Origin of the sequence: Pseudomonas paralactis (assembly GCF_001439735.1) — a bacterium.
Taxonomy (GTDB): Bacteria; Pseudomonadota; Gammaproteobacteria; order Pseudomonadales; family Pseudomonadaceae; genus Aquipseudomonas; species Aquipseudomonas paralactis.
This window is the reverse complement of record NZ_JYLN01000002.1, coordinates 166,343-191,639: the sequence shown is the minus strand read 5'-3', so window position 1 is coordinate 191,639 and position 25,297 is coordinate 166,343. Positions and strand designations below refer to the sequence as shown.

27 protein-coding genes are annotated in these 25,297 nt (G+C 60.7%); 11 read left to right on the top strand and 16 right to left on the bottom strand.

The features are described from left to right. Positions 1-23 precede the first annotated feature (23 nt). From TX23_RS05110 to rpoS, 8 genes are all read left to right on the top strand, one after another. Complete coding sequence (locus TX23_RS05110) at positions 24-1,136, top strand: S-(hydroxymethyl)glutathione dehydrogenase/class III alcohol dehydrogenase (RefSeq protein ID WP_057701300.1); 1,113 nt, start codon at positions 24-26, stop codon at positions 1,134-1,136. A gap of 8 nt (positions 1,137-1,144) precedes the next feature. Further along, on the top strand, positions 1,145-1,990 hold the full coding sequence (gene fghA / locus TX23_RS05105; protein WP_057701299.1) for an S-formylglutathione hydrolase: 846 nt from the start codon (positions 1,145-1,147) through the stop codon (positions 1,988-1,990). A 54-nt stretch (positions 1,991-2,044) separates the two neighbouring features. Continuing rightward, a complete protein-coding gene (gene ispF / locus TX23_RS05100; RefSeq protein ID WP_057701298.1) occupies positions 2,045-2,518 on the top strand; it encodes a 2-C-methyl-D-erythritol 2,4-cyclodiphosphate synthase in 474 nt (157 codons plus the stop codon). Continuing rightward, positions 2,515-3,573 (top strand): tRNA pseudouridine(13) synthase TruD, encoded by a 1,059-nt coding sequence (truD, locus tag TX23_RS05095; protein ID WP_057701297.1) that lies wholly within the window; start codon positions 2,515-2,517, stop codon positions 3,571-3,573. The genes ispF and truD overlap by 4 nt, the downstream gene beginning before the upstream one ends. Beyond that, positions 3,561-4,310: a 5'/3'-nucleotidase SurE gene (gene surE / locus TX23_RS05090; protein ID WP_057701296.1), complete on the top strand. Its 750-nt coding sequence runs from the start codon at positions 3,561-3,563 to the stop codon at positions 4,308-4,310. Before truD ends, surE begins: the two co-directional genes overlap by 13 nt. Before the next feature lie 41 nt (positions 4,311-4,351). Beyond that, positions 4,352-4,987, top strand: coding sequence for a protein-L-isoaspartate(D-aspartate) O-methyltransferase (locus TX23_RS05085; RefSeq protein ID WP_010176736.1), 636 nt, complete (start codon positions 4,352-4,354; stop codon positions 4,985-4,987). A gap of 209 nt (positions 4,988-5,196) precedes the next feature. Beyond that, positions 5,197-6,033, top strand: a complete 837-nt coding sequence (locus TX23_RS05080; RefSeq protein WP_057701295.1) for a peptidoglycan DD-metalloendopeptidase family protein — start codon at positions 5,197-5,199, stop codon at positions 6,031-6,033. 106 nt (positions 6,034-6,139) lie between these two features. Beyond that, a complete protein-coding gene (gene rpoS / locus TX23_RS05075) occupies positions 6,140-7,147 on the top strand; it encodes an RNA polymerase sigma factor RpoS (RefSeq protein ID WP_032877359.1) in 1,008 nt (335 codons plus the stop codon). 212 nt (positions 7,148-7,359) lie between these two features. Here rpoS and TX23_RS05070 read toward each other — a convergent pair whose 3' ends face one another. After that, a complete protein-coding gene (locus tag TX23_RS05070) occupies positions 7,360-7,569 on the bottom strand; it encodes a cold-shock protein (RefSeq protein ID WP_002554837.1) in 210 nt (69 codons plus the stop codon). 388 nt (positions 7,570-7,957) lie between these two features. On the opposite strand from TX23_RS05070, the gene dcd reads away from it, so the two are divergent. Next, positions 7,958-8,524 (top strand): dCTP deaminase, encoded by a 567-nt coding sequence (gene dcd / locus TX23_RS05065; protein ID WP_003189215.1) that lies wholly within the window; start codon positions 7,958-7,960, stop codon positions 8,522-8,524. A gap of 108 nt (positions 8,525-8,632) precedes the next feature. Then, on the top strand, positions 8,633-8,830 hold the full coding sequence (locus TX23_RS05060; protein WP_057701294.1) for a hypothetical protein: 198 nt from the start codon (positions 8,633-8,635) through the stop codon (positions 8,828-8,830). A 15-nt stretch (positions 8,831-8,845) separates the two neighbouring features. On the opposite strand, the gene pdeM is transcribed toward TX23_RS05060, so the two are convergent. The 14 genes from pdeM to TX23_RS04990 all read right to left on the bottom strand — a co-directional run bounded on the left by pdeM (position 8,846) and on the right by TX23_RS04990 (position 23,763). Beyond that, on the bottom strand, positions 8,846-9,508 hold the full coding sequence (gene pdeM, locus TX23_RS05055; RefSeq protein ID WP_057701293.1) for a ligase-associated DNA damage response endonuclease PdeM: 663 nt from the start codon (positions 9,506-9,508) through the stop codon (positions 8,846-8,848). After that, positions 9,508-11,988: a ligase-associated DNA damage response DEXH box helicase gene (locus TX23_RS05050; RefSeq protein WP_057701292.1), complete on the bottom strand. Its 2,481-nt coding sequence runs from the start codon at positions 11,986-11,988 to the stop codon at positions 9,508-9,510. The genes pdeM and TX23_RS05050 overlap by 1 nt, the downstream gene beginning before the upstream one ends. Positions 11,989-12,146: 158 nt before the next feature. Next, positions 12,147-12,911 (bottom strand): ABC transporter ATP-binding protein, encoded by a 765-nt coding sequence (locus TX23_RS05045; protein ID WP_057701291.1) that lies wholly within the window; start codon positions 12,909-12,911, stop codon positions 12,147-12,149. A 13-nt stretch (positions 12,912-12,924) separates the two neighbouring features. Further along, positions 12,925-14,043, bottom strand: coding sequence for a succinylglutamate desuccinylase/aspartoacylase family protein (locus tag TX23_RS05040; RefSeq protein ID WP_057701290.1), 1,119 nt, complete (start codon positions 14,041-14,043; stop codon positions 12,925-12,927). 9 nt (positions 14,044-14,052) lie between these two features. Further along, positions 14,053-14,763: an ABC transporter permease gene (locus TX23_RS05035; protein WP_057701289.1), complete on the bottom strand. Its 711-nt coding sequence runs from the start codon at positions 14,761-14,763 to the stop codon at positions 14,053-14,055. Next, entirely contained in the window at positions 14,760-15,488 is a 729-nt protein-coding gene (locus TX23_RS05030) for an ABC transporter permease (RefSeq protein ID WP_005785781.1), read from the bottom strand. Before TX23_RS05030 ends, TX23_RS05035 begins: the two co-directional genes overlap by 4 nt. Before the next feature lie 56 nt (positions 15,489-15,544). Then, on the bottom strand, positions 15,545-16,324 hold the full coding sequence (locus TX23_RS05025) for a transporter substrate-binding domain-containing protein (protein ID WP_005785784.1): 780 nt from the start codon (positions 16,322-16,324) through the stop codon (positions 15,545-15,547). A 308-nt stretch (positions 16,325-16,632) separates the two neighbouring features. Continuing rightward, positions 16,633-18,267 (bottom strand): ATP-dependent DNA ligase, encoded by a 1,635-nt coding sequence (locus TX23_RS05020; RefSeq protein WP_057701288.1) that lies wholly within the window; start codon positions 18,265-18,267, stop codon positions 16,633-16,635. Next, positions 18,264-19,268 carry a ligase-associated DNA damage response exonuclease gene (locus tag TX23_RS05015; RefSeq protein ID WP_032877352.1) on the bottom strand — a complete coding sequence of 335 codons (1,005 nt, stop codon included), beginning with the start codon at positions 19,266-19,268 and terminating at the stop codon, positions 18,264-18,266. The genes TX23_RS05020 and TX23_RS05015 overlap by 4 nt, the downstream gene beginning before the upstream one ends. A gap of 236 nt (positions 19,269-19,504) precedes the next feature. Then, positions 19,505-21,946, bottom strand: a complete 2,442-nt coding sequence (locus TX23_RS05010) for a penicillin acylase family protein (protein ID WP_057701287.1) — start codon at positions 21,944-21,946, stop codon at positions 19,505-19,507. 143 nt (positions 21,947-22,089) lie between these two features. After that, on the bottom strand, positions 22,090-22,290 hold the full coding sequence (locus TX23_RS05005; RefSeq protein WP_003189235.1) for an SEC-C metal-binding domain-containing protein: 201 nt from the start codon (positions 22,288-22,290) through the stop codon (positions 22,090-22,092). Beyond that, on the bottom strand, positions 22,287-22,769 hold the full coding sequence (locus TX23_RS05000) for an LEA type 2 family protein (RefSeq protein ID WP_005785795.1): 483 nt from the start codon (positions 22,767-22,769) through the stop codon (positions 22,287-22,289). Before TX23_RS05000 ends, TX23_RS05005 begins: the two co-directional genes overlap by 4 nt. A gap of 21 nt (positions 22,770-22,790) precedes the next feature. Continuing rightward, positions 22,791-23,261 carry a YchJ family protein gene (locus TX23_RS04995; RefSeq protein WP_057701286.1) on the bottom strand — a complete coding sequence of 157 codons (471 nt, stop codon included), beginning with the start codon at positions 23,259-23,261 and terminating at the stop codon, positions 22,791-22,793. Between the two features lie 4 nt (positions 23,262-23,265). Beyond that, positions 23,266-23,763, bottom strand: coding sequence for a DUF6231 family protein (locus TX23_RS04990; RefSeq protein ID WP_057701285.1), 498 nt, complete (start codon positions 23,761-23,763; stop codon positions 23,266-23,268). A gap of 187 nt (positions 23,764-23,950) precedes the next feature. Between TX23_RS04990 and TX23_RS04985 the strand changes: the two genes are divergently transcribed. Further along, positions 23,951-24,709 (top strand): collagen-like triple helix repeat-containing protein, encoded by a 759-nt coding sequence (locus TX23_RS04985; protein ID WP_057701284.1) that lies wholly within the window; start codon positions 23,951-23,953, stop codon positions 24,707-24,709. A 117-nt stretch (positions 24,710-24,826) separates the two neighbouring features. Here the strand turns inward: TX23_RS04985 and TX23_RS04980 are convergent, their stop codons facing one another. Then, the gene (locus tag TX23_RS04980) at positions 24,827-25,291 is read right to left on the bottom strand and encodes a CopD family protein (RefSeq protein WP_057701283.1); all 465 of its coding nucleotides are present in this window, start codon (positions 25,289-25,291) and stop codon (positions 24,827-24,829) included. Positions 25,292-25,297: the final 6 nt, after the last annotated feature.

Sequence of the window (25,297 nt, the reverse complement as noted above, 5' to 3'; positions counted from 1 at the left end):
TTTAACCCCCTGGAGAAACCCGGATGATCAAGTCTCGCGCCGCCGTAGCCTTCGAAGCCAAGAAGCCCCTTGAGATTGTTGAAGTGGACGTCGCCATGCCCAAGGCCGGCGAGGTGCTGTTGCGGGTGGTTGCTTCCGGCGTGTGCCACACCGACGCCTATACGTTGTCGGGTGCGGACCCGGAAGGCATTTTCCCCTCGATCCTGGGGCACGAAGGCGGCGCAGTGGTTGAAGCCATCGGCGAGGGCGTAACCTCGGTCGCTGTGGGCGATCATGTGATCCCGCTGTACACCCCGGAATGCGGCAAGTGCAAATTCTGCCTGTCGGGCAAGACCAACCTGTGCCAGGCCATCCGCTCTACCCAGGGCAAAGGCTTGATGCCGGATGGCACCACGCGTTTTTCCTACAAGGGTCAGCCGATTTTCCACTACATGGGCACGTCGACGTTCTCCGAGTACACCGTGTTGCCGGAAATCTCCGTGGCCAAGATTGCTAAAGACGCGCCGCTGGAAAAAGTCTGCCTGCTCGGTTGCGGCGTCACCACAGGCATCGGCGCAGTGCTCAACACCGCCAAGGTCAAGCCGGGCGACACCGTGGCTATCTTCGGCCTCGGCGGTATTGGCCTGTCGGCGGTGATCGGCGCGGTCAAGGCCAAGGCCGGTCGTATCATCGCCATCGACATCAACCCTGCCAAGTTCGAAATTGCCAAGCAACTGGGGGCTACCGACTGCATCAACCCGAAAGACTACGACCGCCCAATCCAGGACGTGATTGTCGATTTGACCGATGGCGGCGTGGACTTTTCCTTTGAGTGCATCGGCAATGTGCAACTGATGCGTGCGGCCCTTGAGTGCTGCCATAAAGGCTGGGGCGAATCGGTAATCATCGGCGTGGCCGGTGCAGGCCAGGAGATCGCTACGCGTCCGTTCCAGCTGGTCACCGGGCGTGTCTGGCGCGGTTCGGCATTCGGTGGTGTGCGTGGCCGTACGGAATTGCCAAGCTACGTGGAAATGGCCCAGACCGGTGAGATCCCACTGGACACCTTCATCACCCACACCATGGGCCTGGAAGACATCAACAAAGCGTTTGATCTGATGCATGAAGGCAAGAGCATTCGTACCGTCATTCACTTCTGAGGTCGGCCATGAGTCTGGAAAACCTGTCATGCCAGAAGAGCTTCGGCGGCTGGCATAAACGCTACAAGCATCATTCCGATGTGCTCGGTTGCGACATGACCTTCGCCGTCTATCTGCCGCCGCAAGCAGAGCAGGGCGGTAAGTTGCCGGTGCTGTACTGGCTGTCCGGCTTGACCTGCACCGATGAGAACTTCATGCAGAAAGCCGGCGCCCAGCGTGTGGCCGCCGAGCTGGGCCTGATTATCGTTGCACCGGACACCAGCCCCCGCGGCCCCGGTGTGCCGGACGATCCGGACAACGCCTGGGATTTTGGCCTCGGCGCCGGTTTCTATCTGAACGCCACTCAGGAGCCCTGGGCCAAGCACTATCGGATGCATGACTACGTGGTGCAGGAGTTACCGGCCCTGGTGGAGGCGCATTTCCCGGCGTCGGATAAACGCGGCATCAGCGGTCACTCCATGGGTGGACATGGTGCGCTGGTATGCGCGCTGCGCAACCCGGGCCGCTACCAATCGGTGTCGGCGTTTTCGCCGATCAACAATCCGATGGACTGCCCCTGGGGCCAAAAAGCCTTTTCCCGTTACTTGGGTGAAGAGCGCTCCAAGTGGCGTGAATGGGATGCCTGCGTGCTGATCAGTGAGGCCTCGCAAAAGTTGCCGTTGCTGGTGGACCAGGGCGATCGCGATGATTTCCTGGCGGTTCAGCTTAAACCTGAAGCCCTGCTGCAAGCGGCCAAGGCGGCCAACCATCCGTTGGAACTGCGCCTGCAACCTGGCTACGACCACAGCTACTTTTTCATCGCCAGCTTCATCGAAGACCATTTGCGCCATCATGGGCGTGCTTTGCTCGGTTAATGTGAGGCAAAAGTAGGTAGAATCACGCCCTGAATTAAATCGGGGCGTTTTTTTATGCGTATTGGCCACGGCTACGATGTGCACCGTTTCGCTGAGGGCGATTTCATCACCTTGGGCGGCGTGCGCATTGCACACCATCATGGGTTGCTGGCTCATTCCGACGGCGATGTTGTCTTGCATGCCTTGAGCGATGCTTTGCTCGGCGCGGCAGCATTGGGTGATATCGGCAAGCACTTTCCCGACACCGATCCGACCTTCAAGGGCGCGGACAGCCGTGTGTTGCTGCGCCATGTGGTCGGTTTGCTCCATGCCAAGGGCTGGAAGGTCGGCAACGTCGACAACACCATTGTGGCTCAGGCGCCCAAGATGGCTCCCCATATCGAAGCGATGCGCGCGTTGATTGCCGCAGACCTGCAAATTGAACTGGATCAAGTCAACGTGAAAGCCACTACCACCGAAAAGCTCGGTTTTACCGGTCGTGAAGAGGGCATCGCCGTGCACTCCGTTGCCTTGTTGCTGCGCGCATGAACGACTTGCAACTGCTGGGCCCACGGGCCTACGGCGAGGCCCTGGGCAGCGCGGTGCTGAAGGCGACGGCAGAAGACTTCCAGGTTGATGAGGTGCTGGATATTCCGCTGACCGGTGACGGTGAGCACCTGTGGCTGTGGGTGGAAAAGCGCGGCTTGAATACGGAAGAGGCCGCACGGCGTATCGCCAAGGCGGCCGGCGTACCGCTGCGCACCGTCAGCTATGCCGGGCTCAAGGATCGTCAGGCCCTGACGCGCCAGTGGTTCAGCGTGCAGTTGCCCGGCAAGGCCGACCCGGATATGAGCGGCGCCGAAAACGACACCCTCAAGATCCTGAAAACCACCCGGCACAAACGCAAGTTGCAACGTGGTGCCCATTCGGCCAACGGCTTTACCTTGCGCCTGACCCAGCTGACCGGCGACACCGCCGCCATTGACGCGCGCCTGCAGTTGATTGCCCGGCATGGCATTCCCAATTATTTCGGCGCCCAGCGCTTCGGCCACAACGGCGGTAACGTCGTGGATGCCCGTGAATGGGCTGCTCGCAAGGCGCTGCCGGAGCAGCGCAATGTGCGTTCGCGGTTGTTGTCCACCGCCCGTAGCTACTTGTTCAACAAAGTGCTGGCAGCGCGTGTCGCCGACGGTTCCTGGCAGCGCGCCCAGGTGGGCGACCTGCTGGCCTTTACCGACAGTCGCAGTTTTTTCCCGGCCGGTGAGGCTGAGTGCAGCGACCCGCGCCTGGCGATCCTGGACCTGCACCCGACAGGCCCACAGTGGGGCGAAGGTGACTCGCCGGCGAAAGGTCTTACACATGAGTTGGAACAATCTGTCGCTGCCAGCGAAGCCGACCTACGTGATTGGCTGGTGAATGCGGGAATGAGCCAGGAACGTCGCATTCTGCGACTGCCCATTGGCGGGTTGACGTGGCATTATCCCGGTCCTGACATTCTGCAATTGGAATTCGTCCTGCCGGCCGGATGCTTCGCCACTGTCTTGGTGCGCGAGCTTGTTGATCTGGTGCCGGTGGGGCAGACGGACAGCCCATGCGTATTCTGATATCAAACGATGACGGTGCCACCGCACCCGGTCTTGCCGCGCTCTATGCTGCGCTGCAGGATTACGCCGAGTGCGTGGTGGTTGCCCCCGACCAGGACAAGAGCGGCGCCAGCAGTTCGCTGACGCTCGACCGTCCGTTGCACCCGCAGGTTCTGGCCAATGGCTTTATCAGCGTAAACGGCACCCCCACCGACTGCGTGCATTTGGCAATCAACAGTTTGCTGGAGCATGAGCCGGACCTGGTAGTCTCGGGGATCAACCTGGGCGCCAACCTGGGCGATGACGTGCTGTATTCCGGCACCGTGGCGGCGGCCCTTGAAGGGCGGTTCCTGGGACGCACCGCGTTCGCCTTTTCCTTTGCCTCGCGGCAACTGGATAACCTGGCGACTGCCGCGTATTACGCGCGCAAGCTGGTGGAGGCCCACGGGTCCCTGGACCTGCCGCCGCGTACGGTACTCAACGTCAATATTCCCAACCTGCCCCTCGACCATATCCGCGGCATCCAGCTGACGCGCCTGGGCCATCGCGCCCGAGCGGCGGCGCCTCTGAAGGTGGTCGACCCGCGGGGCAAGGAAGGCTATTGGATCGCCGCGGCCGGTGATGCCGAGGATGGCGGGGAGGGCACGGATTTTCATGCGGTGATGCAAGGCTATGTGTCAATTACTCCGTTGCAATTGGATCGCACCTTCAGTGATGCCTTCAGTGGCCTCGATGGCTGGCTGGAGGGACTGCGTTGATGGCTCGTGAACAAGACGACCTGTTGCGCCGTGGTATCGGCATGACTTCCCAGCGCACCCGGGAGCGGCTGATCCAGCGTCTGTACGAAGAAGGCTTGTCCAACGCCCAGGTGCTGGAAGTAATCCGGCGCACGCCGCGACACCTGTTTGTCGATGAGGCCCTGGCGCATCGCGCCTATGAAGACACGGCGTTGCCCATCGGCCACAACCAGACCATCTCCCAGCCCTACATGGTTGCGCGCATGAGCGAACTGTTGTTGGCGGCCGGGCCCCTGGACAAGGTGCTGGAGATCGGCACCGGCTCCGGCTACCAGACAGCTGTGCTGTCGCAGTTGGTAGAGCGGGTGTTTTCGGTGGAGCGCATCAAGGTGCTGCAGGACCGTGCCAAGGAGCGTCTGGTCGAACTGAACCTGCGCAACGTGGTGTTTCGTTGGGGCGATGGGTGGGAAGGCTGGCCGGCGCTGGCGCCGTACAACGGCATTATCGTCACCGCCGTGGCCACCGACGTACCTCAAGCCCTGTTGGACCAATTGGCGCCTGGCGGGCGGCTGGTCATCCCGGTGGGCTCCGGCGAAGTGCAACAGTTGATGCTTATTATCCGCGAGGAAGAAGGCTTTTCCCGGCATGTGCTGGGCGCAGTGCGCTTCGTGCCGCTGTTGAATGGCCCCCTGGCCTGAGCATTTATTTCCTTGCAGTGAATTCTGCTGGCGAGGATGTGTCTTACGCCGGGGTCTATTGAATCATCAGGCTTGGTACTCGGAATTAAACATGATGAATTTTTCGTTTCAGTCGTGTGCCAGTAAAAAGCCAATGCCCAGTTATACTTGCGTCATATTTCAAGCCTGATACAGGCGTTAACGTTCAGCCACCACAAAGGGAGCGGCGGGTGAGTCTCACAGGTCCTGCGCAGCGAATGAGTAAAACAAGCTTTCAGCGACTGGTGCTTGGCCTTGTCTTGAGTTCCTTATTGGCCGCCTGTTCGAGCACGCCATCGGGCGGCGCCCGTGTCGTTGACCGCACTAAAGCGGCACCGCAGCGGCCCACGGTGACCACCGGCCAGTATGTGGTGCGCAAGGGCGACACACTGTTCTCCATTGCCTTCCGTTATGGCTGGGACTACAAGGCGCTGGCCGCCCGTAACAACATTCCCGTGCCCTATACGATTCATCCAGGGCAGACCATTCGTTTCGATGGTCGCCCAGGTTCGGCGCCTACGGCAGTTGTGACAAAGTCGGGATCTTCGCCATCGTCTTCGAGCAAAACCACCATCATCACCCGGCCTGCGGGCAGTGCTGCGCCTAGCGCTACAAGCAAGCCCGCACCCGCGCCGTTGCCACCTGCAGGGCCGGCGCCGACCGGCTGGGGATGGCCTTCAAACGGAGTGCTGATTGGAAAATTCTCTTCAAACGGTAGTTTGAATAAAGGCATTGATATCGCCGGGGATTTGGGACAGCCTGTTTTGGCTGCGTCTGATGGGACAGTGGTGTACGCCGGGAGTGGTCTACGGGGCTACGGCGAGCTGGTCATCATCAAACACAGCGATACCTACGTCAGTGCCTACGGTCATAACCGCAGGCTGTTGGTTCGGGAGGGGCAGCAGGTCAAGGTCGGACAGACAATTGCCGAAATGGGTTCAACGGGTACAGACCGGGTGAAACTGCACTTTGAGATTCGCCGCCAAGGGAAACCTGTAGATCCGCTGCAATTCCTGCCCCGTCGTTGATGTGTTGCACAGCCTGTTCCCTCACGTAGAAGGAACAGGCTCCAGCGTTGCCAAGGATAAAGGCGTCGCTTGAGCTTGAGGTCGAACTCACCAAAGGACTATAACAATGGCTCTCAGTAAAGAAGCGCCGGAGTTTGACATCGACGATGAGGTTCTCCTTATGGAGGCCGGTATCGATACGGATCCGATGTCAGATAATGAAGGAGCGGCACCACCTTCAGTTCGTACCAAATCCAGGAACGCCTCCGCGTTAAAGCAACACAAGTACATTGACTACACCCGGGCGCTCGATGCGACCCAGCTGTACCTCAATGAAATCGGCTTTTCCCCTCTGCTCACTCCCGAAGAAGAAGTCCATTTTGCGCGCTTGTCGCAAAAGGGTGATCCGGCTGGGCGCAAACGCATGATTGAAAGCAACCTGCGCCTGGTGGTGAAAATCGCCCGACGCTACGTCAATCGTGGGCTGTCGCTGCTGGACTTGATCGAGGAAGGCAACCTGGGCTTGATCCGGGCGGTGGAGAAGTTCGACCCCGAGCGGGGCTTCCGCTTCTCCACGTATGCCACCTGGTGGATTCGCCAGACCATCGAACGGGCGATCATGAATCAGACCCGTACGATTCGGTTGCCGATCCATGTGGTCAAGGAACTCAACGTCTACCTGCGGGCGGCACGTGAGCTGACGCAAAAACTCGATCATGAACCTTCGCCTGAAGAGATCGCCAACCTGCTGGAAAAACCGGTAGGGGAGGTCAAGCGCATGTTGGGCCTTAACGAGCGTGTATCGTCGGTCGATGTCTCGCTGGGGCCGGATTCGGATAAAACCCTGCTGGACACCCTGACGGATGATCGCCCGACCGATCCCTGCGAGCTGTTGCAGGACGATGATCTTTCCCAAAGTATTGACCAGTGGCTGTCAGAGCTTACGGACAAGCAGCGTGAGGTGGTGATTCGCCGCTTCGGCCTGCGGGGTCACGAGAGCAGCACCCTGGAAGACGTAGGCCTGGAGATTGGCCTGACCCGTGAGCGGGTGCGGCAGATCCAGGTGGAGGGCCTCAAGCGCTTGCGTGAGATCCTTGAAAAGAATGGCTTGTCGAGTGAGTCGTTGTTCCAGTAAGTAACGCAGTTTGAATGCTTGAATGTGGGAGGGGGTTTGTTCCCGAATGCAGTGTGGCAGTCGCTGATGTGTTGACTGATACGCCGCATTCGGGAGCAAGCCCCCTCCCACATTTTTTTGTGTCCGATATTCATCGGTGTAGCACACCAGAATCCAGGCATAAAAAAACCCCGCTTTTAAGGGCGGGGTTTTTTCGACTGATTCAGTACAAGTTAGATAACTTGAACTTCTTCAGCTTGCATGCCTTTCTGACCGCGGGTAGCGATGAAAGAAACCTGTTGGCCTTCTTTCAGGCTTTTGAAGCCGTCGGATTGGATAGCTTTGAAGTGAACGAACAGGTCGTCACCGGATTGTGGAGTGATGAAGCCGAAGCCTTTTTCATCGTTGAACCACTTAACGGTACCAGTTTGGCGATTAGACATGGTGTAACTCCTTGGACAAAGTTAACTGCGACTCAGGAAAAGCCCTGGCCGAGACTGAGTGCAAAGAGCAGGAAAAATTCTTGGAGATGGTTGGATCGAAATTCAACATATCGTGTAGAGATTCTCAGTGACACAAGCAACACAGTGACGCCACCTTAACCCTTTTTCCGGAACGTGCCAATGGTATTTCCGAAGGTTTCTCTATTTTCGTGACTGGCGGTGGTATTTACAGCCATGCCTGACGGCAACCCCGGGCCCGGCCCCGTTGGCTGGAGCTTATGGCGGACAGGGCTTTGATCAAGAAAACCCTTGTGGCCTTTGAACCCCAAGGCTGGCCCCGGTAAGATGGCCCACAGATTTTTTCCACCTCGCTATTCAGGACACCGCCATGAGCATCAAATCGGACAAGTGGATTCGCCGCATGGCGCAGGAACACGGCATGATCGAGCCGTTCGTCGAGCGCCAGATTCGTGGCGAAGGCGACGAGCGGGTGATTTCGTACGGGGTTTCCAGCTATGGCTACGACGTGCGTTGCGCCGATGAATTCAAGGTGTTCACCAACATCAATTCGGCGATTGTCGACCCGAAGAACTTCGACGAAAAGAGCTTCGTCGACGTCAAGAGCGACGTGTGCATCATCCCGCCTAACTCCTTCGCCCTGGCGCGTACCGTGGAATTCTTTCGTATTCCCCGCGATGTATTGACCATCTGCCTGGGTAAAAGCACTTACGCTCGTTGCGGCATTATCGTTAACGTCACGCCGCTTGAGCCGGAGTGGGAAGGCCACGTGACCCTGGAGTTCTCCAACACCACCACCTTGCCGGCAAAGATCTATGCCAATGAGGGCGTGGCACAGATGCTGTTCCTGCAGTCCGACGAGGCTTGTGAAGTGTCCTACAAGGACCGCGCCGGCAAGTACCAGGGCCAGCGCGGCGTCACTCTTCCACGCGCTTGATCGAAAGCTCCTACGAGGAAAGGGAATTAGTCTGCGTAAATTGACTCTATTCAGGTGTACTGCCTCGACGCGTGTAAAACGCGTCGGGCCACGCTTGAGGAGTACCTTATGAAGATCGACCCGCGAATCAGCGCAGAACTCGCCCGGCTTGAACCCAACCAGATTGGTGTTCTGGCCTGGTCCCTGATGGCCAACCCTGCCCATGCAGGCGGCATTCCAGGCCAACCCGAACCTGATTACCCCCAGCCTACCGAGCCCGGTGAGCCAACCCTGCCAGACGATCCACCACCCGCGCCTGTCGCCTGATACCTGGACGGCCAATCAGTCGCTGGCTGACTGAATTGGCCAAACCTGGTGTTCGCCGATCACAAAGATTCGGTGCTCATCGTCCTCCTGCACGGCATAGCCCCCGGTAAAGGCGCCAAACGCCGGCAGCAGGCTGACCCGTTCGCCGATCCGGAAGCACGGCAAGCGCAAGCGCTGTCGGCCCCTGCCGCGCAACTGATACACCGGATGCACATGCCCCGCCAGTACGTGGTGGCTGGCATGGGCGTCAGGTTCATGTTGCAGTGCGAAAGGGCCCATCAGCAGTGGCTCGGGCACTACCTCAATTCTCAGGTCCGCAGGCGGGTCGCCCGCCCGTTTATCGTGATTGCCGCGAATCAGGGTCATCGCCAGTTCACTGTTGCGCTCACGCCAGGCCCGGATCGCGCCGAGGGTGCCGCTGGCGTGGGAGCCTGGTCCATGAAGGAAGTCACCGAGAAAGACCACCTGCCTACAAGGTAAGGCCGACAATAGCTGGTCCAGGCGTTGCAGGTTGGCCGTTGTGGTGCCCTGAGGCACAGGTTGCCCGAGGCTGCGATAGGCTGACGCTTTGCCAAAATGCGCATCGGCAATCAGCAGGCACTGACGAGCGGGCCAGTACACGGCCTTGTCGGCCAATAACCACAGTTCTTCGCCTGCCAGCGTCAGTGCGCAATGCATCAAGCTTTTCCTTTGTCTGCGACTTTTTCCAGGTCCTTGACCATCCGCGCGATACGCTCCGACAGTTTTTCCGAACTCATGCTCTCGCGCATCCGTTCCACCAGCAGCGGGAACGCCAGTGGGGTGGGGCGCTCGATCTTGTGCAGGTCCAGCTTCAGGGTCGAAAGATGACGTAAGGTCTGCTCCAGCCGGCGAATGTCCAACTCGTCGCGCAAGACTTCCTCCCCGGCTTGCGCCAGCAGCAGGTTCTGCGGGTCATATTGCTTGAATACCTCAAAGAACAAGCCGCTGGAGGCTTGCACCTGCCGCGTGCTTTTTGGTGCCCCGGGATGCCCGGCAAACACTAACCCGGCGATCCGCGCAATTTCGCGGAAGCGGCGCAGGGCCAGTTCTCCTGCGTTGAGGCTGGCGGCCACGTCTTCCAGCAAGCCCTGGGGGCTCAGCAACGCCGCATCCAGCAGCTGCGGCCAGTGCACGGGCGTGGCGCTCAACAGTTCCAGGCCGTAATCATTCACCGCGATGGAGAATGTCACCGGCTGCTGCCGACTGACCCGCCACGCCAACAAACTGGCCAGACCCAGATGCACCTGGCGTCCGGCGAAGGGGTACAAAAACAGGTGCCAGCCTTCTCGCGATTGCAGGGTTTCGGCGAGCAGATTGTGGCGCGTCGGCAGGCCGGACCAGCGCAGCTGGGTTTGCAGCAGCGGCTGTACCGCGTGCATTTCGGGGCCGTCGAAACGCCCCTGCGCCGCCGCGTCAAATCGTTCGACCACCGCCTGGGCCAGCTCGTTGGAAAGCGGCATACGCCCGCCATTCCAGCGGGGTACCGCGGCTTTTTTCGCGCTGCTGCGGCGCACGTAGGCGGTCATATTCTCCACGCGCACCAACTCCAGCAAACGCCCGGCAAACAGAAAGCCATCTCCTGGCTTGAGCCGCGCAATAAAGCCCTCTTCGACACTGCCCAGGTTTTTGCCGCCGCCGCCCTTGCTCCAGAATTTCAACTGGATACTGGCATCGCTGACGATGGTGCCCACGCTCATGCGGTGACGGCGTGCCAGGCGGGCGTCCGGGACGCGCCATATACCGTGCTCATCAGGCTCCACACGGCGGTAATCCGGATAGGCGGTCAGCGACAGGCCGCCATGGCGCACAAACCCCAGGGCCCAGGCCCAATCCGCTTCGGTAAGATCGCGGTAGGCCCAGGCGCCGCGTACTTCCGTCAGCAGTGCATCCGGGGTAAAACCACCGCCTAAAGCCATGCTGACCAAGTGTTGTACGAGGACATCCAGCGGCTTGTGCGGCGACTCCCGCGCTTCGATGCGCCGTTGTGCGATTGCATCCTGGGCGGCGGCGGCTTCCACCAGCTCCAGGCTGTGGGTCGGCACCAGCGTTACCCGTGAAGGTCGACCCGGTGCATGGCCGGAGCGCCCGGCGCGTTGCATCAGCCGCGCCACACCTTTCGCCGAGCCGATCTGCAGTACTCGCTCCACCGGCAGGAAATCCACACCCAGGTCGAGGCTGGAGGTGCACACCACCGCCTTGAGCTGCCCGTCTTTCAACGCTCGCTCCACCCAGTCCCGGGTCTCCCGCGATAGCGAGCCGTGGTGCAGGGCAATCAATCCGGCCCAGTCCGGTCGGGCGTCGAGAATCGCCTGATACCAGATTTCCGATTGCGCCCGGGTGTTGGTAAACACCAGGCAACTGCTGCTGGCCTCTACCTCGGCGACTACTTGCGGCAACATCTTTAAACCCATATGCCCGGCCCAGGGAAAGCGCTCTGCGACGGGCGGCAGCAAGGTGTCGACTTTGAGTGCCTTGGCCGTCTGCCCCTGTACATTGATCCCACCGCCCTGTGGGACCAGAACCTCCAAAGCGTGGGCCTGATTACCCAGCGTCGCGGAAATGCCCCACACCATCAACTCAGGATGCCAGCGCCGCAAGCGTGCCAGCGCCAGTTGCAACTGCACGCCACGCTTGTTGCCGATCAGCTCATGCCATTCATCCACGATCACCATGCGCAGGTGCGCCAGGCTCGTTTCACTGTCGGCCCGTGCGAGCATCAAGGTCAGGCTTTCCGGGGTGGTGACCAGGGCGGTGGGCTGGCGGCGTGTCTGGCGTGCGCGCTCACTGCTGCTGGTGTCGCCGGTGCGCAGGCCCACGCTCCAGGGAATGTGCAGGGCCTCCAAAGGTGCTTGCAGGGCACGTGCGGAGTCCGCCGCCAGGGCACGCATCGGTGTGATCCACAACACCGTCAGCGGTTCGGCAGGCGGTTTGCGCTTGCCGGTGGCGGGTGGGCGGGTGATGGCGAAACGATTGAGGGCGGCAAACCACAAGGCATAGGTTTTACCTGCCCCTGTACTGGCATGCAGTAACCCCGACTGGCCTGCCTTGACCGCTGCCCAAACGTCTTTCTGAAAGGCGAACGGTTTCCAGCCTTTGGCGGCGAACCATTGTTTGGCGAAGTCGTGGGTTTTTGCCATTCGGCAGCGCACGCTCTGGAGGGTCTATTGCACAGACCTCTCAGGCACTGCTGACGTTCCAACTGTAGGAGCGGGCTTGCCCGCGAAAAAGGCCCAGGCACCGCGTTCATCCAGGATGCCCGCGTTATCGTTGACGATTTTCGCGAGCAAGCTCGCTCCTACTTCAAGTTGCCACTCAGAAACTGCTGCAAGCGTTCGCTTTTCGGGTTGCCCAGCACAGCCTCAGGCGTACCTTGCTCCTCCACCAGGCCCTTGTGCAGGAACAGCACCTGGCTTGAAACCTTGCGCGCAAAGCTCATTTCGTGGGTCACCATGATCATGGTGCGGCCTTCTTCGGCCAAGCCTTGGATTACCTTCAACACTTCGCCCACCAACTCCGGGTCCAGGGCCGAAGTGGGTTCATCGAACAGCATCACCTCAGGCTCCATCGCCAGGGCACGTGCGATCGCCACCCGTTGCTGCTGGCCGCCGGACAGGAACGCCGGGTATTGGTCGGCCACGCGCGCCGGCAGCCCGACCTTGTCCAGGTAGCGGCGGGCACGGTCTTCGGCGTCCTTCTTGCTGCAACCCAACACACGGCGCGGGGCCATGGTGATGTTTTCCAGCACGCTCATGTGGCTCCACAGGTTGAAGTGCTGGAACACCATCGCCAGGCGTGTACGCAAGCGTTGCAGCTCGGCGTCGTCGGCCACGCGCATACCATGGCGGTCGCTGACCATGCGGATCGCCTGGCCGTCCAGGGTCATGGCGCCATCGTTGGGGGGTTCCAGGAAGTTGATACAGCGCAGGAAGGTGCTCTTGCCGGAGCCGCTGGCGCCGATCAGGCTGATCACGTCACCGGTTCTGGCCTTGAGCGAAACACCTTTGAGCACTTGATTGTCGCCATAGCTTTTATGCAGGCCTTCAACGGTCAGTTTGTACATGGGGCGTGCATCCTCAAGGCGAAAGTAGGTAGCCGCTGCGGTAGGCCTGCGCGCCGGCGATATGGCCGATGACCATCCCGGCAGTGGCCATGCGGCGTAGCGAGCGGGCGTACAGCAAGCCGGCGTGCTCGCAGCGCACCGGTGTGACACGGTCGGTAATGGGGTCGATGATTTCGGCGATCAGTTGCCCGGCCTCCAGGTATTGGCCCGGCAACGCACTGAACACCAGCAAACCGCCGACCGGGGTGGTGACCGGTTCAACACCCGCCAATGGCGTAGCCGGGTATGCCAGGGCGGGCAGGGGCGCCACGTCGCCAGTGATGGCGCCGAAGTGAATCAGATAATCGATGATGGCCTGGCAGTCCAGCGCGGCCAGGCCATGGTTTACATCGCCCTGGCCGCGCAGTTCGACGGTCACCGAAAAACTGCCCATGGGAATCGGGAAGCGCTCGCCGAAACGTTGCTGCAACTGCCACCACACCAGGGTGAAACACTCATCAAAGGACTGCCCACCGGAATCGGTGGCCAGCAGGTTGGCCTCGGAGCCCAGGTACCGCGCCAACGGCTCTACCTGCGGCCAGGCTTCGGGCGTGGTGTACAGGTGCGCCACGGCTTCGAAGTCGCAATGCAGGTCGAGCACCATGTCGGCATCACAGGCCAGGCGTTGCAATACCAGGCGTTGGGATTGCAGTTGGGTCTGGGCGGTTTGTGCGGCCAGGGCGCTGGACAATGCCGTGCGGATCAAGCGGGCATTGTGCTGGGGATCATCGCCCAGCAGGTCTTCGACCTGGTTGCCGACCTCTTCGCCAAGGTCGACGAACAAGCGATTGAAGTTCTGCCCGCTTTCCAGTTCATAGCGGCCCAATGGGATGTCCATTAACACTTGTTCGAGGCCCACCGGGTTGGCGACCGGCACCAGCACGATTTCGCTGCGCACGTGCCCGGCCGCCGCCAACTCGGCCAAGCGAACTTTCAAATGCCAGGCCACCAACATGCCCGGCAGTTCATCGGCGTGCAGCGATGATTGGATGTAGACCTTGCCTGCGGCCTGTTGCGGGCCGAAGTGAAAACTATGGATCTGCCGCGCCGTGCCGGGCACCGGCGCGATCAGGTCATGTAGCTCATGGCGCATGAAGGCTCCTTAATGGCTCGGCCCGAGAAAGGCCAGCCAGCGGCGCTCCGCCAGACGAAACAGGCCAACCAGGGCGAAGGTCACCGCCAGGTAGATCAGCGCGGCGATGCCAAACGATTGAAAGGTCATGAAGGTTGCTGAGTTGGCGTCCCGTGCCACTTTCAGGATGTCGGGGATCGTTGCGGTAAACGCCACCGTGGTCGAGTGCAGCATCAGAATCACTTCGTTGCTGTAGTAGGGCAACGCGCGACGCAGCGCTGACGGCATGATCACGTAGGCGTACAACTTCCAGCCGCTGAGGCCGTAAGCCTTGGCCGCCTCGACTTCGCCATGGGCCATGCTGCGGATCGCCCCGGCGAAAATCTCCGTGGTGTAGGCGCATGTGTTCAGCGCGAAGGCCAGGATGGTGCAATTCATCGCGTCGCGAAAGAACGCATCCAGCAGCGGTTGTTCGCGTACGGCGGCAATGCTGTAGATGCCGGTGTAGCAGATCAGTAGCTGGATATAGAGCGGCGTTCCGCGAAACAGGTAGGTGTAAAACTGCACCGGCCAACGGATCAGGCGCTTGCGCGAGACGCGTGCGATGGACAGCGGGATCGACACCAGAAAGCCGATGACCAGTGCAGCCGTCAGCAACCACATGGTCATGGCAAGGCCAGTGATGTGCTGACCGTCGCTATAAAGGAAGGGGCGCCAGTATTCCTGCAATAGTTCGATCATCGCACTGCCTCCCGTGCGCCGGCGGAGTAGCGACGTTCCAGACGGCGCAAGACAAAGTTGGAGGCGCTGGTGATCAACAGGTAGATCAGCGCCGCGAGTACCAGGAAGTAGAACAGTTGATAGGTGCTTTTGCCCGCATCCTGAGCGGCTTTCACCAGGTCTGCCAGGCCGATGATCGATACCAGCGCGGTGGCCTTGAGCATCACCATCCAGTTATTGCCGATGCCCGGCAGGGCAAAGCGCATCATCTGCGGGAAGGTCACGTAGCGAAACCGCTGCCCGCGCTTGAGCCCGTAAGCAGTGGCGGCTTCCAGTTGGCCGCGGGGCACGGCGAGGATCGCGCCGCGAAACGTTTCGGTGAAATAGGCCCCATAGATAAACCCCAGGGTGATCACTCCGGCGCTGAACGGGTCGATCTCGATATATTCCCATTCCATGAAGTCGGTAAAGCTGCTGAGCCAGGTTTGCAGGCTGTAGAAAATCAACAGCATCAGCACCAGGTCGGGTACTCCGCGAATCAGCGTGGTGTAGAGCTGGGCGGGGATGCGCAGGAACGGCAAGCTGGACAGTTTGGCGCTGGCGCCGAGCAGGCCCAGCAATACGCTGACGGCCAGGGACAGCACCGACAACTTGATGGTCATCCAGGTGCCTTGCAGCAACAGTGGGCCGAAACCCTTCAAGCTGAGCGCGCTCAACCCGAGGGTTTGCAACAGTTCTTCGAACATAAATCAGGACCTATGGCGATAGAAAAGCGCCCCTGCCGGGAGGGGCGCTCCAGGCATTATTTGCCGCTGTACAGGTTCAAATCGCCAAAGTGTTTCTTCTGGATGGTGGCGTAGGTGCCATCATCGTGTAACGCTTTGATACCTTTATCCAAAAGCGCTTTCAGTTCAGTGTTACCTTTTTTGATACCGACAGCGGTTTTCGATGGCAGCAACGGGTCGTCAATGGCTGCGCTGACTTCATAACCGGCACCGGCCGGCGACTTGAGAAAGCCCAGTTCGGCTTGGAGCATGTCCTGCACCGAAGCGTCGAGACGGCCGGAGGTCAGGTCGGCATACACCTGGTCCTGGTTGGCGTAGGCCTTGGTGGTTACCCCGGCTTTGTCCAGTACGGCCTTGGCGTAGGCTTCCTGGATGGTGCCTTGCTCATAGCCCACGGACTTGCCCTTGAGGGACTCAGGTGTCGAGTAGCCGGCGCCTTTCTTGAATACCAGCGACGTGGGGCCGGAGAACAGCTCGGTGGAGAAGTCGATCGCCTTTTCGCGCACCGGCGTTACGGTCATGGACGAAATCACGCCATCGAACTTGTTGGCTTTGAGGCCCGGGATCATGCCGTCGAAGTCACTTTCAACCCACTTGCACTTGACCTTCAGCTCCGCGCAGATCGCATTGCCCAGGTCGATATCAAAGCCCACCAGGCTGCCGTCGGCGGCTTTGGATTCGAACGGTGCGTAGGAAGGGTCGACACCAAAACGCAATTCCTTGTATTCCTTGGCGGTAGCAACACCAGCGGCCATGCACAGAGCCAGTGCAGAAAGGGTCAGCAATGCTTTTTTCATTATGTATTCCCTGGAAACCAAGATAAGCGCTTGTGGCGCGTTGAGGACTGTTACTGAACGGTGTCAGACGCAGCACAAGTAGCAATTTCTGCACCATAGTCCCGGATGAGCTTTTTAAAAGGTGGGATGAGGCCGTTTCAAGTGTAGGCGGTGCCCGAAAGTGGGCATGGAATTTCCAGTGCACCATTCTGGATCGGTTGCTGATCAAAAGGTGGGAGCTGGCTTGCCTGCGATAGCGGTGGGTCAGTTGTTACATGGGGTGCTGACTCACCGTCATCGCAGGCAAGCCAGCTCCCACAAGGGCTATATCAGGTCAGCAGGTCTTGTAGCGTGGCCAGGTTGTCCGCTTCTTCCACCGCCTTGTCCTGGCGCCAGCGCAGCATTCGCGGAAACCGCACCGCAATCCCGCTCTTGTGCCGCTTGGACAGGGCGATACCCTCAAACCCCAACTCAAACACCATGCTTGGCGTCACGCTGCTGACCGGGCCGAATTTCTCCACCGTGGTTTTGCGCACAATCGCATCGACCTTGCGCATCTCCTCGTCGGTCAGCCCGGAATAAGCCTTGGCGAACGGCACCAACGTGCGCTCGCTGCCCGGCGGGCCGTCCCATACCGCGAAGGTGTAGTCGCTGTACAAGCTGGCGCGCCGGCCATGGCCGCGCTGGGCGTAGATCAACACGGCATCGACGCTGAAGGGATCGACCTTCCACTTCCACCACAGGCCCATGTCCTTGGTGCGGCCTACACCGTACAGCCCCTTGCGATCCTTGAGCATCATGCCTTCAACGCCCAGGTTGCGAGAGGCTTCGCGCTGGGTCGCCAGCGCTGCCCAGGTTGGCGCCTCGATCAGCGGCGAAGGCAACAGCACCGGTTGGTCGCACGCAGCAATCACCTGTTCCAATTGCGTACGGCGTTCGGCCTGGATGTGGTTGCGCCAGTCGTCGCCCTGATATTCCAGCAAGTCGTAGGCGAGCACGGCGACAGGCGCATCCTCAAGCACTTTTTTACTCAGGGTTTTGCGACCGATCCGCTGTTGCAGCAGCGCAAAAGGTTGCACCGCGTCTTTCCACACCACGATTTCGCCATCGATCACCGTGCCATCGGGCAAGCCACTGACCAGGCTGTGAAGCTCGGGGAAACGCTCGGTTACCAACTCTTCGCCTCGGGACCAGATCCACAGGCGCCCCTCGCGTTTGACCAACTGCGCGCGGATGCCATCAAACTTCCATTCCACCTGCCAGTCGGCGGGGGAGCCGAGCAAGGTGTCGAATTGCTCCACGGGTTGCGCCAGCCCGTGGGCGAGAAAAAACGGATACGGCTGCCCGCCACGTTGCGCATGTTCGTCGGATGATTGGGCAGCGATCAGCTTGAGATAACCCTCGGCGGTGGGGCGATTGGACAGATCCGTGTAGCCCACCAACCGCTGCGCCACGCGCTTGCTATCCAGATTGGCCATGGCGGCAAGGGCGCGGGTAACCAGCAGTTTGGAGACGCCGACGCGAAAACTGCCGGTGATCAACTTGATGCACACCATCAGGCTCGGCTGATCCAGTTGCGCCCATAACGCCGGCAGGCGCTCGGCAAGGTCCAGGGGCGACAGGCCGCGCAGGGGCAGCAGCTTTTCTTCCAGCCACACGGCAAGCCCGTCTTCAGAGGTGTAAGTCGATTCCGGGAGCAGCAGGGAGATGGTTTCGGCCAGGTCGCCTACCGATTGATAGCTCTCTTCGAACAGCCACGGCTCAATGCTCGCCGCTTCAGTCGCCATCTCCCTGAGCAAGCGTGTGGGCACCAGTTGCCGCGGCCGCCCGCCGGAGAGAAAGTACACGGCCCATGCCGCATCTTCCGGCGGCGCTTGCAGGAAGTAGGCTTGCAGGGCTGCGAGCTTGGCATTGCTGGAAGTGGTGGCGTCGAGGTTGGCGTACAGCTCGGCGAAGGCTTTCATGCCGTGGCCTCTTCTTCGTCATCACCGTATTCGGTGCTGAAACCCTGGGCATCCAGGCCCTTTTCCCGCAGGTGGCGTACCAGTACGCCGACCGAGCCGTGGGTAACCATCACCCGTTCGGCGCCGGTTTGTTCGATGGCCCACAACAGCCCGGGCCAATCGGCGTGGTCCGACAGCACAAAGCCGCGATCCACCCCGCGCCGACGCCTTGTACCGCGCAAGCGCATCCAGCCGCTGGCGAAGGCGTCGCTGTAGTCGCCGAAACGGCGCATCCAAGTGCTGCCGCCGGCGGAGGGCGGGGCGATGATCAGGGCTTGGCGCAGCAACGGGTCGGTCTTCTTGAAATCCCCGGCATACAGGGTTTCGGGAATGTAGATGCCAGCTTCGCGGTACACCCGGTTCAACGGCTCGACGGCGCCGTGGCTGAGGATCGGGCCGATGCTGGCGTCGAGGCCATGGAGAATGCGCTGGGCCTTGCCGAAGGAATAACAGAACAGCACGCTGGCCTTGCCAGTGGCGATATTGGCCTGCCACCAGTCGTTGATCCCGGCAAAGATCTGCGCCTGGGGCTGCCATCGGTAGATCGGCAGGCCAAACGTGGATTCAGTGATAAAGGTGTGGCAACGCACCGGTTCGAAAGGCGCGCAGGTGCCATCGGGTTCGACCTTGTAGTCGCCGGACGCGACCCAGACTTCCCCCTGATATTCCAGGCGCACCTGCGCCGATCCGAGCACGTGCCCGGCCGGATGGAAGCTCAAGGTCACGCCGTGATGCACCAACTGCTCGCCATAGGCCAGGGTTTGCAGGTTGATGTCCTGGCCCAGCCGCCAGCGCAAAATGCCTTCGCCGGGGGCGGCGGCCAGGTAATGTTGGTTGCCGGTGCGGGCATGGTCACCGTGGGCGTGGGTGATGACCGCGCGTTCCACCGGGCGCCAGGGGTCGATGTAAAAATCACCGGCAGGGCAATAGAGGCCTTCGGGGCGGGCGATGACGAGGTCCATGGATTTGCCGGGGCGGTGGGCTTGTTACTTATGAGGCGGGGCTGGGTGTAGAAGTTCTATCTGAATGCATGGGATCCAAATGTGGGAAAGGGCAAGCCCTATACCTGTAGGAGCGAGCTTGCTCGCGAAAAACTCATAGGCGCCGCGTTCATTCAGGAAGCACGCGTTATCGTTGACGTTTTTCGCGAGCAAGCTCGCTCCTACGGGATTTACCTGATGTCTTCAGCGAGACCGGGTCACTTACCGGGCGTCAGGGTCAACCTGGTCTTGCCATACACCTTTTCAAAGTTCTGCGGCTGCATCGGGAAGCTCAGGTATTGCGCCTTGAGCGACGGGTCGATGCCATTGGCATAGTTCGGGCTGGCCGGGTTGCCGGACTGGCCGATGCCGCCCTGACCCAGCATCGGCTCGGCCAGGCCGAAGTCGATGATCATGCGCAGCGCCGGTACTTGGGTGGTGTTGAAATCCTCGCCCCAGTTGTACGGAGCCGGGTTCAGGGTGTTGTGGTCGCCACCGCTGGCAAAGGGGCCGCGGATAACCTGGCCACTGGTGTTCTTCCAAGTGGTGCTGTGCAGCTTGCCCCATTGCCAGGCTTTGTGATCGGCGCCCAGTTGGCTGTCACCGGCACTGATAGCGGCGGCAAGCGTGCGGGCCAGGATCGCGGGCTTGTCTTCTTTTTGCGCGGTGCGCGTGTCATCCCAGAACGGGCTGTCTTCGCGGCCCAGCAGGTGGTCGGCGATGGCTGAATAGGACATGCTGGCGTTGCTGATAAAGGCTTTCCAAGTGGCGCTGTTTTCAGGGCCGAGTGTGTCGAGGAAGATCTGTTTGGCGCTTTCCTGCAGGAACAACTCATAGACCGCCGCGTCAGCCGAGGTGGGCGCAAGGCGGCCATCAAAGGCCATCAGGCGTTCCAGTGCTTCACGGGCCTTGGCGCGCTCCGCTGGCGGCAGGGCGTCGATCGCCTGCTTGAGCGGCTGGGCCATGCCCGGGGCCTGGAACATGCTCTTGAGCTTGGCGGCGAAGGTCGTGGTCTGGTCGTATTGCATGGCGATCAGGCTGCGGCTGTCATGCTTGCCCGCGCCGGCCAGTTGCGCCAGGCGTTCACTGCGCTCCGGTGCATCCCAGGAGTTGGACAACTGCATCCCGTAGCCACGGGGTGCGGTGCGCTGGTTGGCCGTGCCGATCCAGCCCTGGGCCGGGTCCTGATCGTAGGGATGCAGCATCGCATCGGCATAACCGTCCCAGTCAAAGCGCGTGTCCCAGCCCGGCGATGGCAACAGGCCTTCGCCTTCGCGGCGGTTCGGGAAGCGGCCGGTGACCTGCCAGCCGATATTGCTGGCGTCGGCAAAGATCATGTTCAACGCGATGGCGCGAATCTCGCGAGTGGCGTCCGAGGCCTTGCCGGCGTTTTGCGCACGGGACAGGTCGAAGAACGCATCCAGGCTCTTGTCGTCCTTGAAGTCGGCAGTTTGCAAGGCCAGGCCCAGACCGCTGGTGAGGGCCTGGCTGCTATTGAGCAGCGCGCCGTGACGGGTTTCGTACACCGTTTCGCGAATCGAGCGCTGGCCCTTGATAAAGAAGGTTTCGTTGCGCACGGCAGCGGGCAGCCATTTGCCGTTGTTCTCGTAGTACAACGCGCTGCCCTGGCGCTTGACCTTCTCCAGGAACAGGTCCTGGGTATCGCCCTTGACCGCGCTCATGCTCCACGCCACCTTGCCGTTGAAACCCGACAGCAGGGTCGGCAGGCCGGCAATCGAAGCGCCGACGGCCTGGTATTTAGGCGCGCGAATCTGCACGTAGCTCCATGGCGACGGAGCCTGTGGCGTGGCGGCGATATCGCTGGCCAGCAGGCTTTTGCCGCTGCGGCTGCGTTGCGGGGCGATGGCCCAGTTGCTTGAGGTGGTGACCCCGAGCGCGTTGAGGCTGCTCAATTGCTGGCTGACCGTGCCCAGGGCGGCGAGGCCGCTGATCTGCCCCAGGTTCACACCTTTGAGCTTGTCGGCCTCGGCCAGCGGTACGGCTTCATCCGGCGCGCTTGGGATGAGCCAGGCGAGTTTGTCGACGCCGACCTTTTGCGCCAGTACCAGGGACGAAATCTCTTCCTGCAGGTTGCTCGACTCGCTGAAATTGAGCAGGCAGAACAGCAGTGCCGAGTCTTCCGGTTTCCAGTATTCGGGTTTGAAACCGCTTTGAGCCAGATCCGCCGGCAGCTTGTCGCGATAGCGGAACAGGTAAGCGTTGACGCCCCGGGCATACACTTCAAAGAAGCGCTTGAGGCGTGGCGATGAGGCGTTGTACAGCTCACCGGCGCTTTTCTTGAGGTTTACGGCGCGCATGAAGCGGTCTACGTCCAGCACTTGCGGCCCGGACATTTCCGCCAGACGGCCCTGGGCCAGCAGGCGCAAGGTGACCATCTGCGTGATGCGGTCGCTGGCGTGCACATAACCAAGGCTGAACAGCGCGTCGTGGAAGGTGTTGCTTTCGATCAGCGGCATGCCTTGGGCATTGCGGCGTACCGATACATTCTGTGCCAGGCCCTTGATTGGCTGTACGCCAGCCACGGGTGGCAGGGTGTCCTGGGTGTTCTGGAGCTGGCAACCGGCCAGGCCCAAGGCACTGGCCACTGCCGCGGCAACGCCGAACCGGGGAAGAAAATGTGAGAGGGCTGGCGAGGCCATGGCAAAGCTCCTGCGGGGGGGTAGCGTCAGTAAAGGCGCTACGTTAGTGAGCGCGGCGAAACGACGCAAGCGGGAGTTGTGTAATGCCTTGTAGAAGCGAGCTTGCTCGCTCCTACAGGTATCAGGGTTTGTCCTGGTGTGGCTTACGCACCGTGGCACTTCTTGAATTTCTTCTCGCTGCCGCACGGGCAAGGATCGTTGCGGCCAACGTCCTTCAAGGCGTTGCGCACCGGTTCCTGGTGAGCGTGGCCGCAGTTCGGTCCGTGGACATGGCCGTGGTCGTGATCATGGTGATCGTGATCGTGGTTGCAGTCAGGACCATGGACATGGGGTTGCTGAGTCATCGATGTTGCTCCGGAATAAAATCGCCGGGGATTATCTCGCCATTGTGAGCCACCTGCACGTCATTACCGATGAATAATCCGGTTTTCAGCTCGCCCTCCAGGCGATAGGGCACGGGGCGCTCGGGATTTTTCAGCATCTGCACCACATCGCGTACGCGCGGCCAGAGGTTGGTGCGTACTGAGACCCGGAAGACTTTATGACCGCGCGGCGGCACGGTCAGCCATTCATTGGATTCGCCTTCGGTCAGTACCAGGTCGCCCAGGGTGACCTTGTAGATCAGACCGCGCACGGTCAGGTCGGCATCGTCGCGGTTGTCCACGCGAAAATAGAGTTTGAATTTCTGCTCCAGCAGCTTGGCGCGCACGACTTCGACCTTCACCAGCGATACATGAGGCGGCGGCGAGTCATCTTCGAACCACGAGGCGCAGCCGGTCAGGCCCAGGGTCAACGCCAGCATCAAGCTATAAATCCGAAGCATGGCGTTATCCCTGTCAGTCAATTAAAGGTAGCTGGAACAGCACTTCTTGAATTTTTGCCCACTGCCGCACAGGCACGCATCATTACGCCCGGCCTTCACCTCCACCGTCGGGTCGATGAAGTACCAACGCCCCTCATTCTGTACGAAAGAAGACTGCTCGCGGTGGCTATGTTCGCCGGTGCTGTCATGCCAGCGCGCGGTAAAGGTGACGAACGCGTGTTCCGGCTGGCCGCCGAAGACCTCGGAGCTTTCAACCTCAAGGCCCAGCCAGGTGCTTTGAGCACTCCAGGCGGCGATGGCGTCGCGGTCCAGGCCGGCCTGTTGCGCGGGCAGGGTGGTGGCCACCAGGTAATCGACCAGGCCCAGCACATAGGCGCTGTAACGCGAGCGCATCAAGGCACTGGCACAGGGCGCCGGGTGGCCGGCGTGATAATGGCCGCAGCAGGCATCCAGCAGATTGCCGCTGCCGCACGGGCAAATGGATGTACTCATCGGGTTACCACCAATACTTTCCAAAATTCTCCGGGTTGGCCCAGAAGCGTGCGTTGAGCCAGTCGGGTACTTGTTTATAGTCAAGCAGATCATAGGTAAACAGCGTCAGAACTTGCTCTTCGCGCTGGAAGCGCTCCCCGGCTTGCAGGGCCAGGGAAAAGAAGTCGGTGTCCTTCCAGTCGCAGGCGCGCAGGTCGACCAGCACCGCGATTCGGCTGGCATTGAGGTTTCGAACGCCGCCCAACAGCGTCAGACCTTGAGGCTTGGGCACGTGTTCAAGGCAATCGACTACCAGCGCCAAATCAAAACGCTGCGCTGCCAGTTCGGCAGGCAGCGGCCCAGGTGCGGCAACACTGACGTGCACATCAGGGTGCGCGGTTTTAAACGCCTCCAACGCCGGAAACTGGCTGGCGCCCAATAACAGCAGGCGTTTAGGCTGGTGCAATTCAAGCAGGGCAGCCAGGGCTTGCTGGGGTGTACGGGAAGAAATACCAGCGGTCATTGCAGATCCTCACATCAGGACCGTAGAGACTAGCGCGGCTGGGCGTGTGAGCCTAGGACATTGCGGCCAGGGCCACGGCGGCTTGTACCGTACCTGCGGATTTTTTTGATCCTTCACTGGCAAATCGCCGGTATAAGTCGTTACTGTGCGCTCAAAGAAAAATTTGAAAACACTCAGGAGCCCCATGATGCGTAAGGTTTTTCTGTTGGCCCTGTTGGTCAGCCCCGTTGCCCTGGCCCAGAGCGTCAGTGTTGAAACCAACTCGTTGATGCGCCTGCCCAGCAGCACCAGCGTGTTGCAGCTTGAGCGCCTGGACGTGGCGGACTACGGCACCTTGCTGATTCCGGCCACTATCAGCCAGGTCACGGTGGATGAGCTGCACCTGGGCCGCGACGCACGCATCACCATTGTTCCCGGTGCCAGCGCGCTGCAAATGCAAGTGCGCCAGGCGCAACTGGAGCAGGGTAGCCAGATCACGTCTCGCGGCGCCCCCGGCACCCATGAAAAACCTGCCAAGGCTGGCCGTGACCTGACCTTGCGGATCAATTCCCTCAGCGCTGAAACGTTGTCGGTAGACGCCCGCGGCGGTGCCGGTGCCCAAGGGTATGCGGGCCTGGATGGTGCCAACGGCGTAGACCCGGGCTGCACCTGGGGTTCAGCCGGGCGCGGTTTTAACGGTGACAACGGCGGCGACGGCCTGCCGGGCGCAGCGGGCGCACAGGTACGCCTGGAGTTGCCGCAGGACTTCCCGATTGAGCAAATCAAGGTCTTGGTGGACGGCGGTGCCGGTGGCTTGCCTGGCGTGGCGGGCAAACCCGGCAAGGGCGGCCAGTCCAAAGGCTGCCTGGTGTACCGCGCCGATGGCGGCGACAAGGGCCGGCCAGGGCTGGAAGGGCAACCGGGGCCGGCTGGGCCTGCGGGGGCTGTGACTATTCAGCGGCTGTAGGAGCGAGCTTGCTCGCGAAAAACGTCAACGATAACGCGTGCTTCCTGAATAAACGCGGCGTCTGTGAGTTTTTCGCGAGCAAGCTCGCTCCTACACGCGTTAGGGCAAGCCAACAGCTCAGAACATCGGCCGAGCCGAAGCCACCGCCACCACCACCAACCCCACGATCAAATTAACCCCCACCAACTTGCGAATCTGCCCCAGCGCAGCGGCGCCCGCCGGCCAATCCTCAGCGGCCACCGCGGCCTTCAGTTCGGGAAACTTCAACGCCTGAATGCGGATAAACAACGCAGTCATCACCAGATACAACCCCATCATCACCTGCACATAACGCGGCGCGGTTTCAAACCCGCTGAAGCGCAGTTGCAGTAAACCAACGCCGCTGATCGGCAAAATCACCACCGCGACCCACACCCACACAAAAAAGCGTTGAAACACATTTGCCCACAACTTGAGCCGGGCAGGGCCCTCAAGGGCCGCCATGGCGGCGGGACGCAGGATCATCCAGGCGAAAAACATACCGCCGACCCAGATCAGGGCGGCCAGTACATGCAGGGTGTAAGCGAGGCTAAACGCGGTCATTGTGGT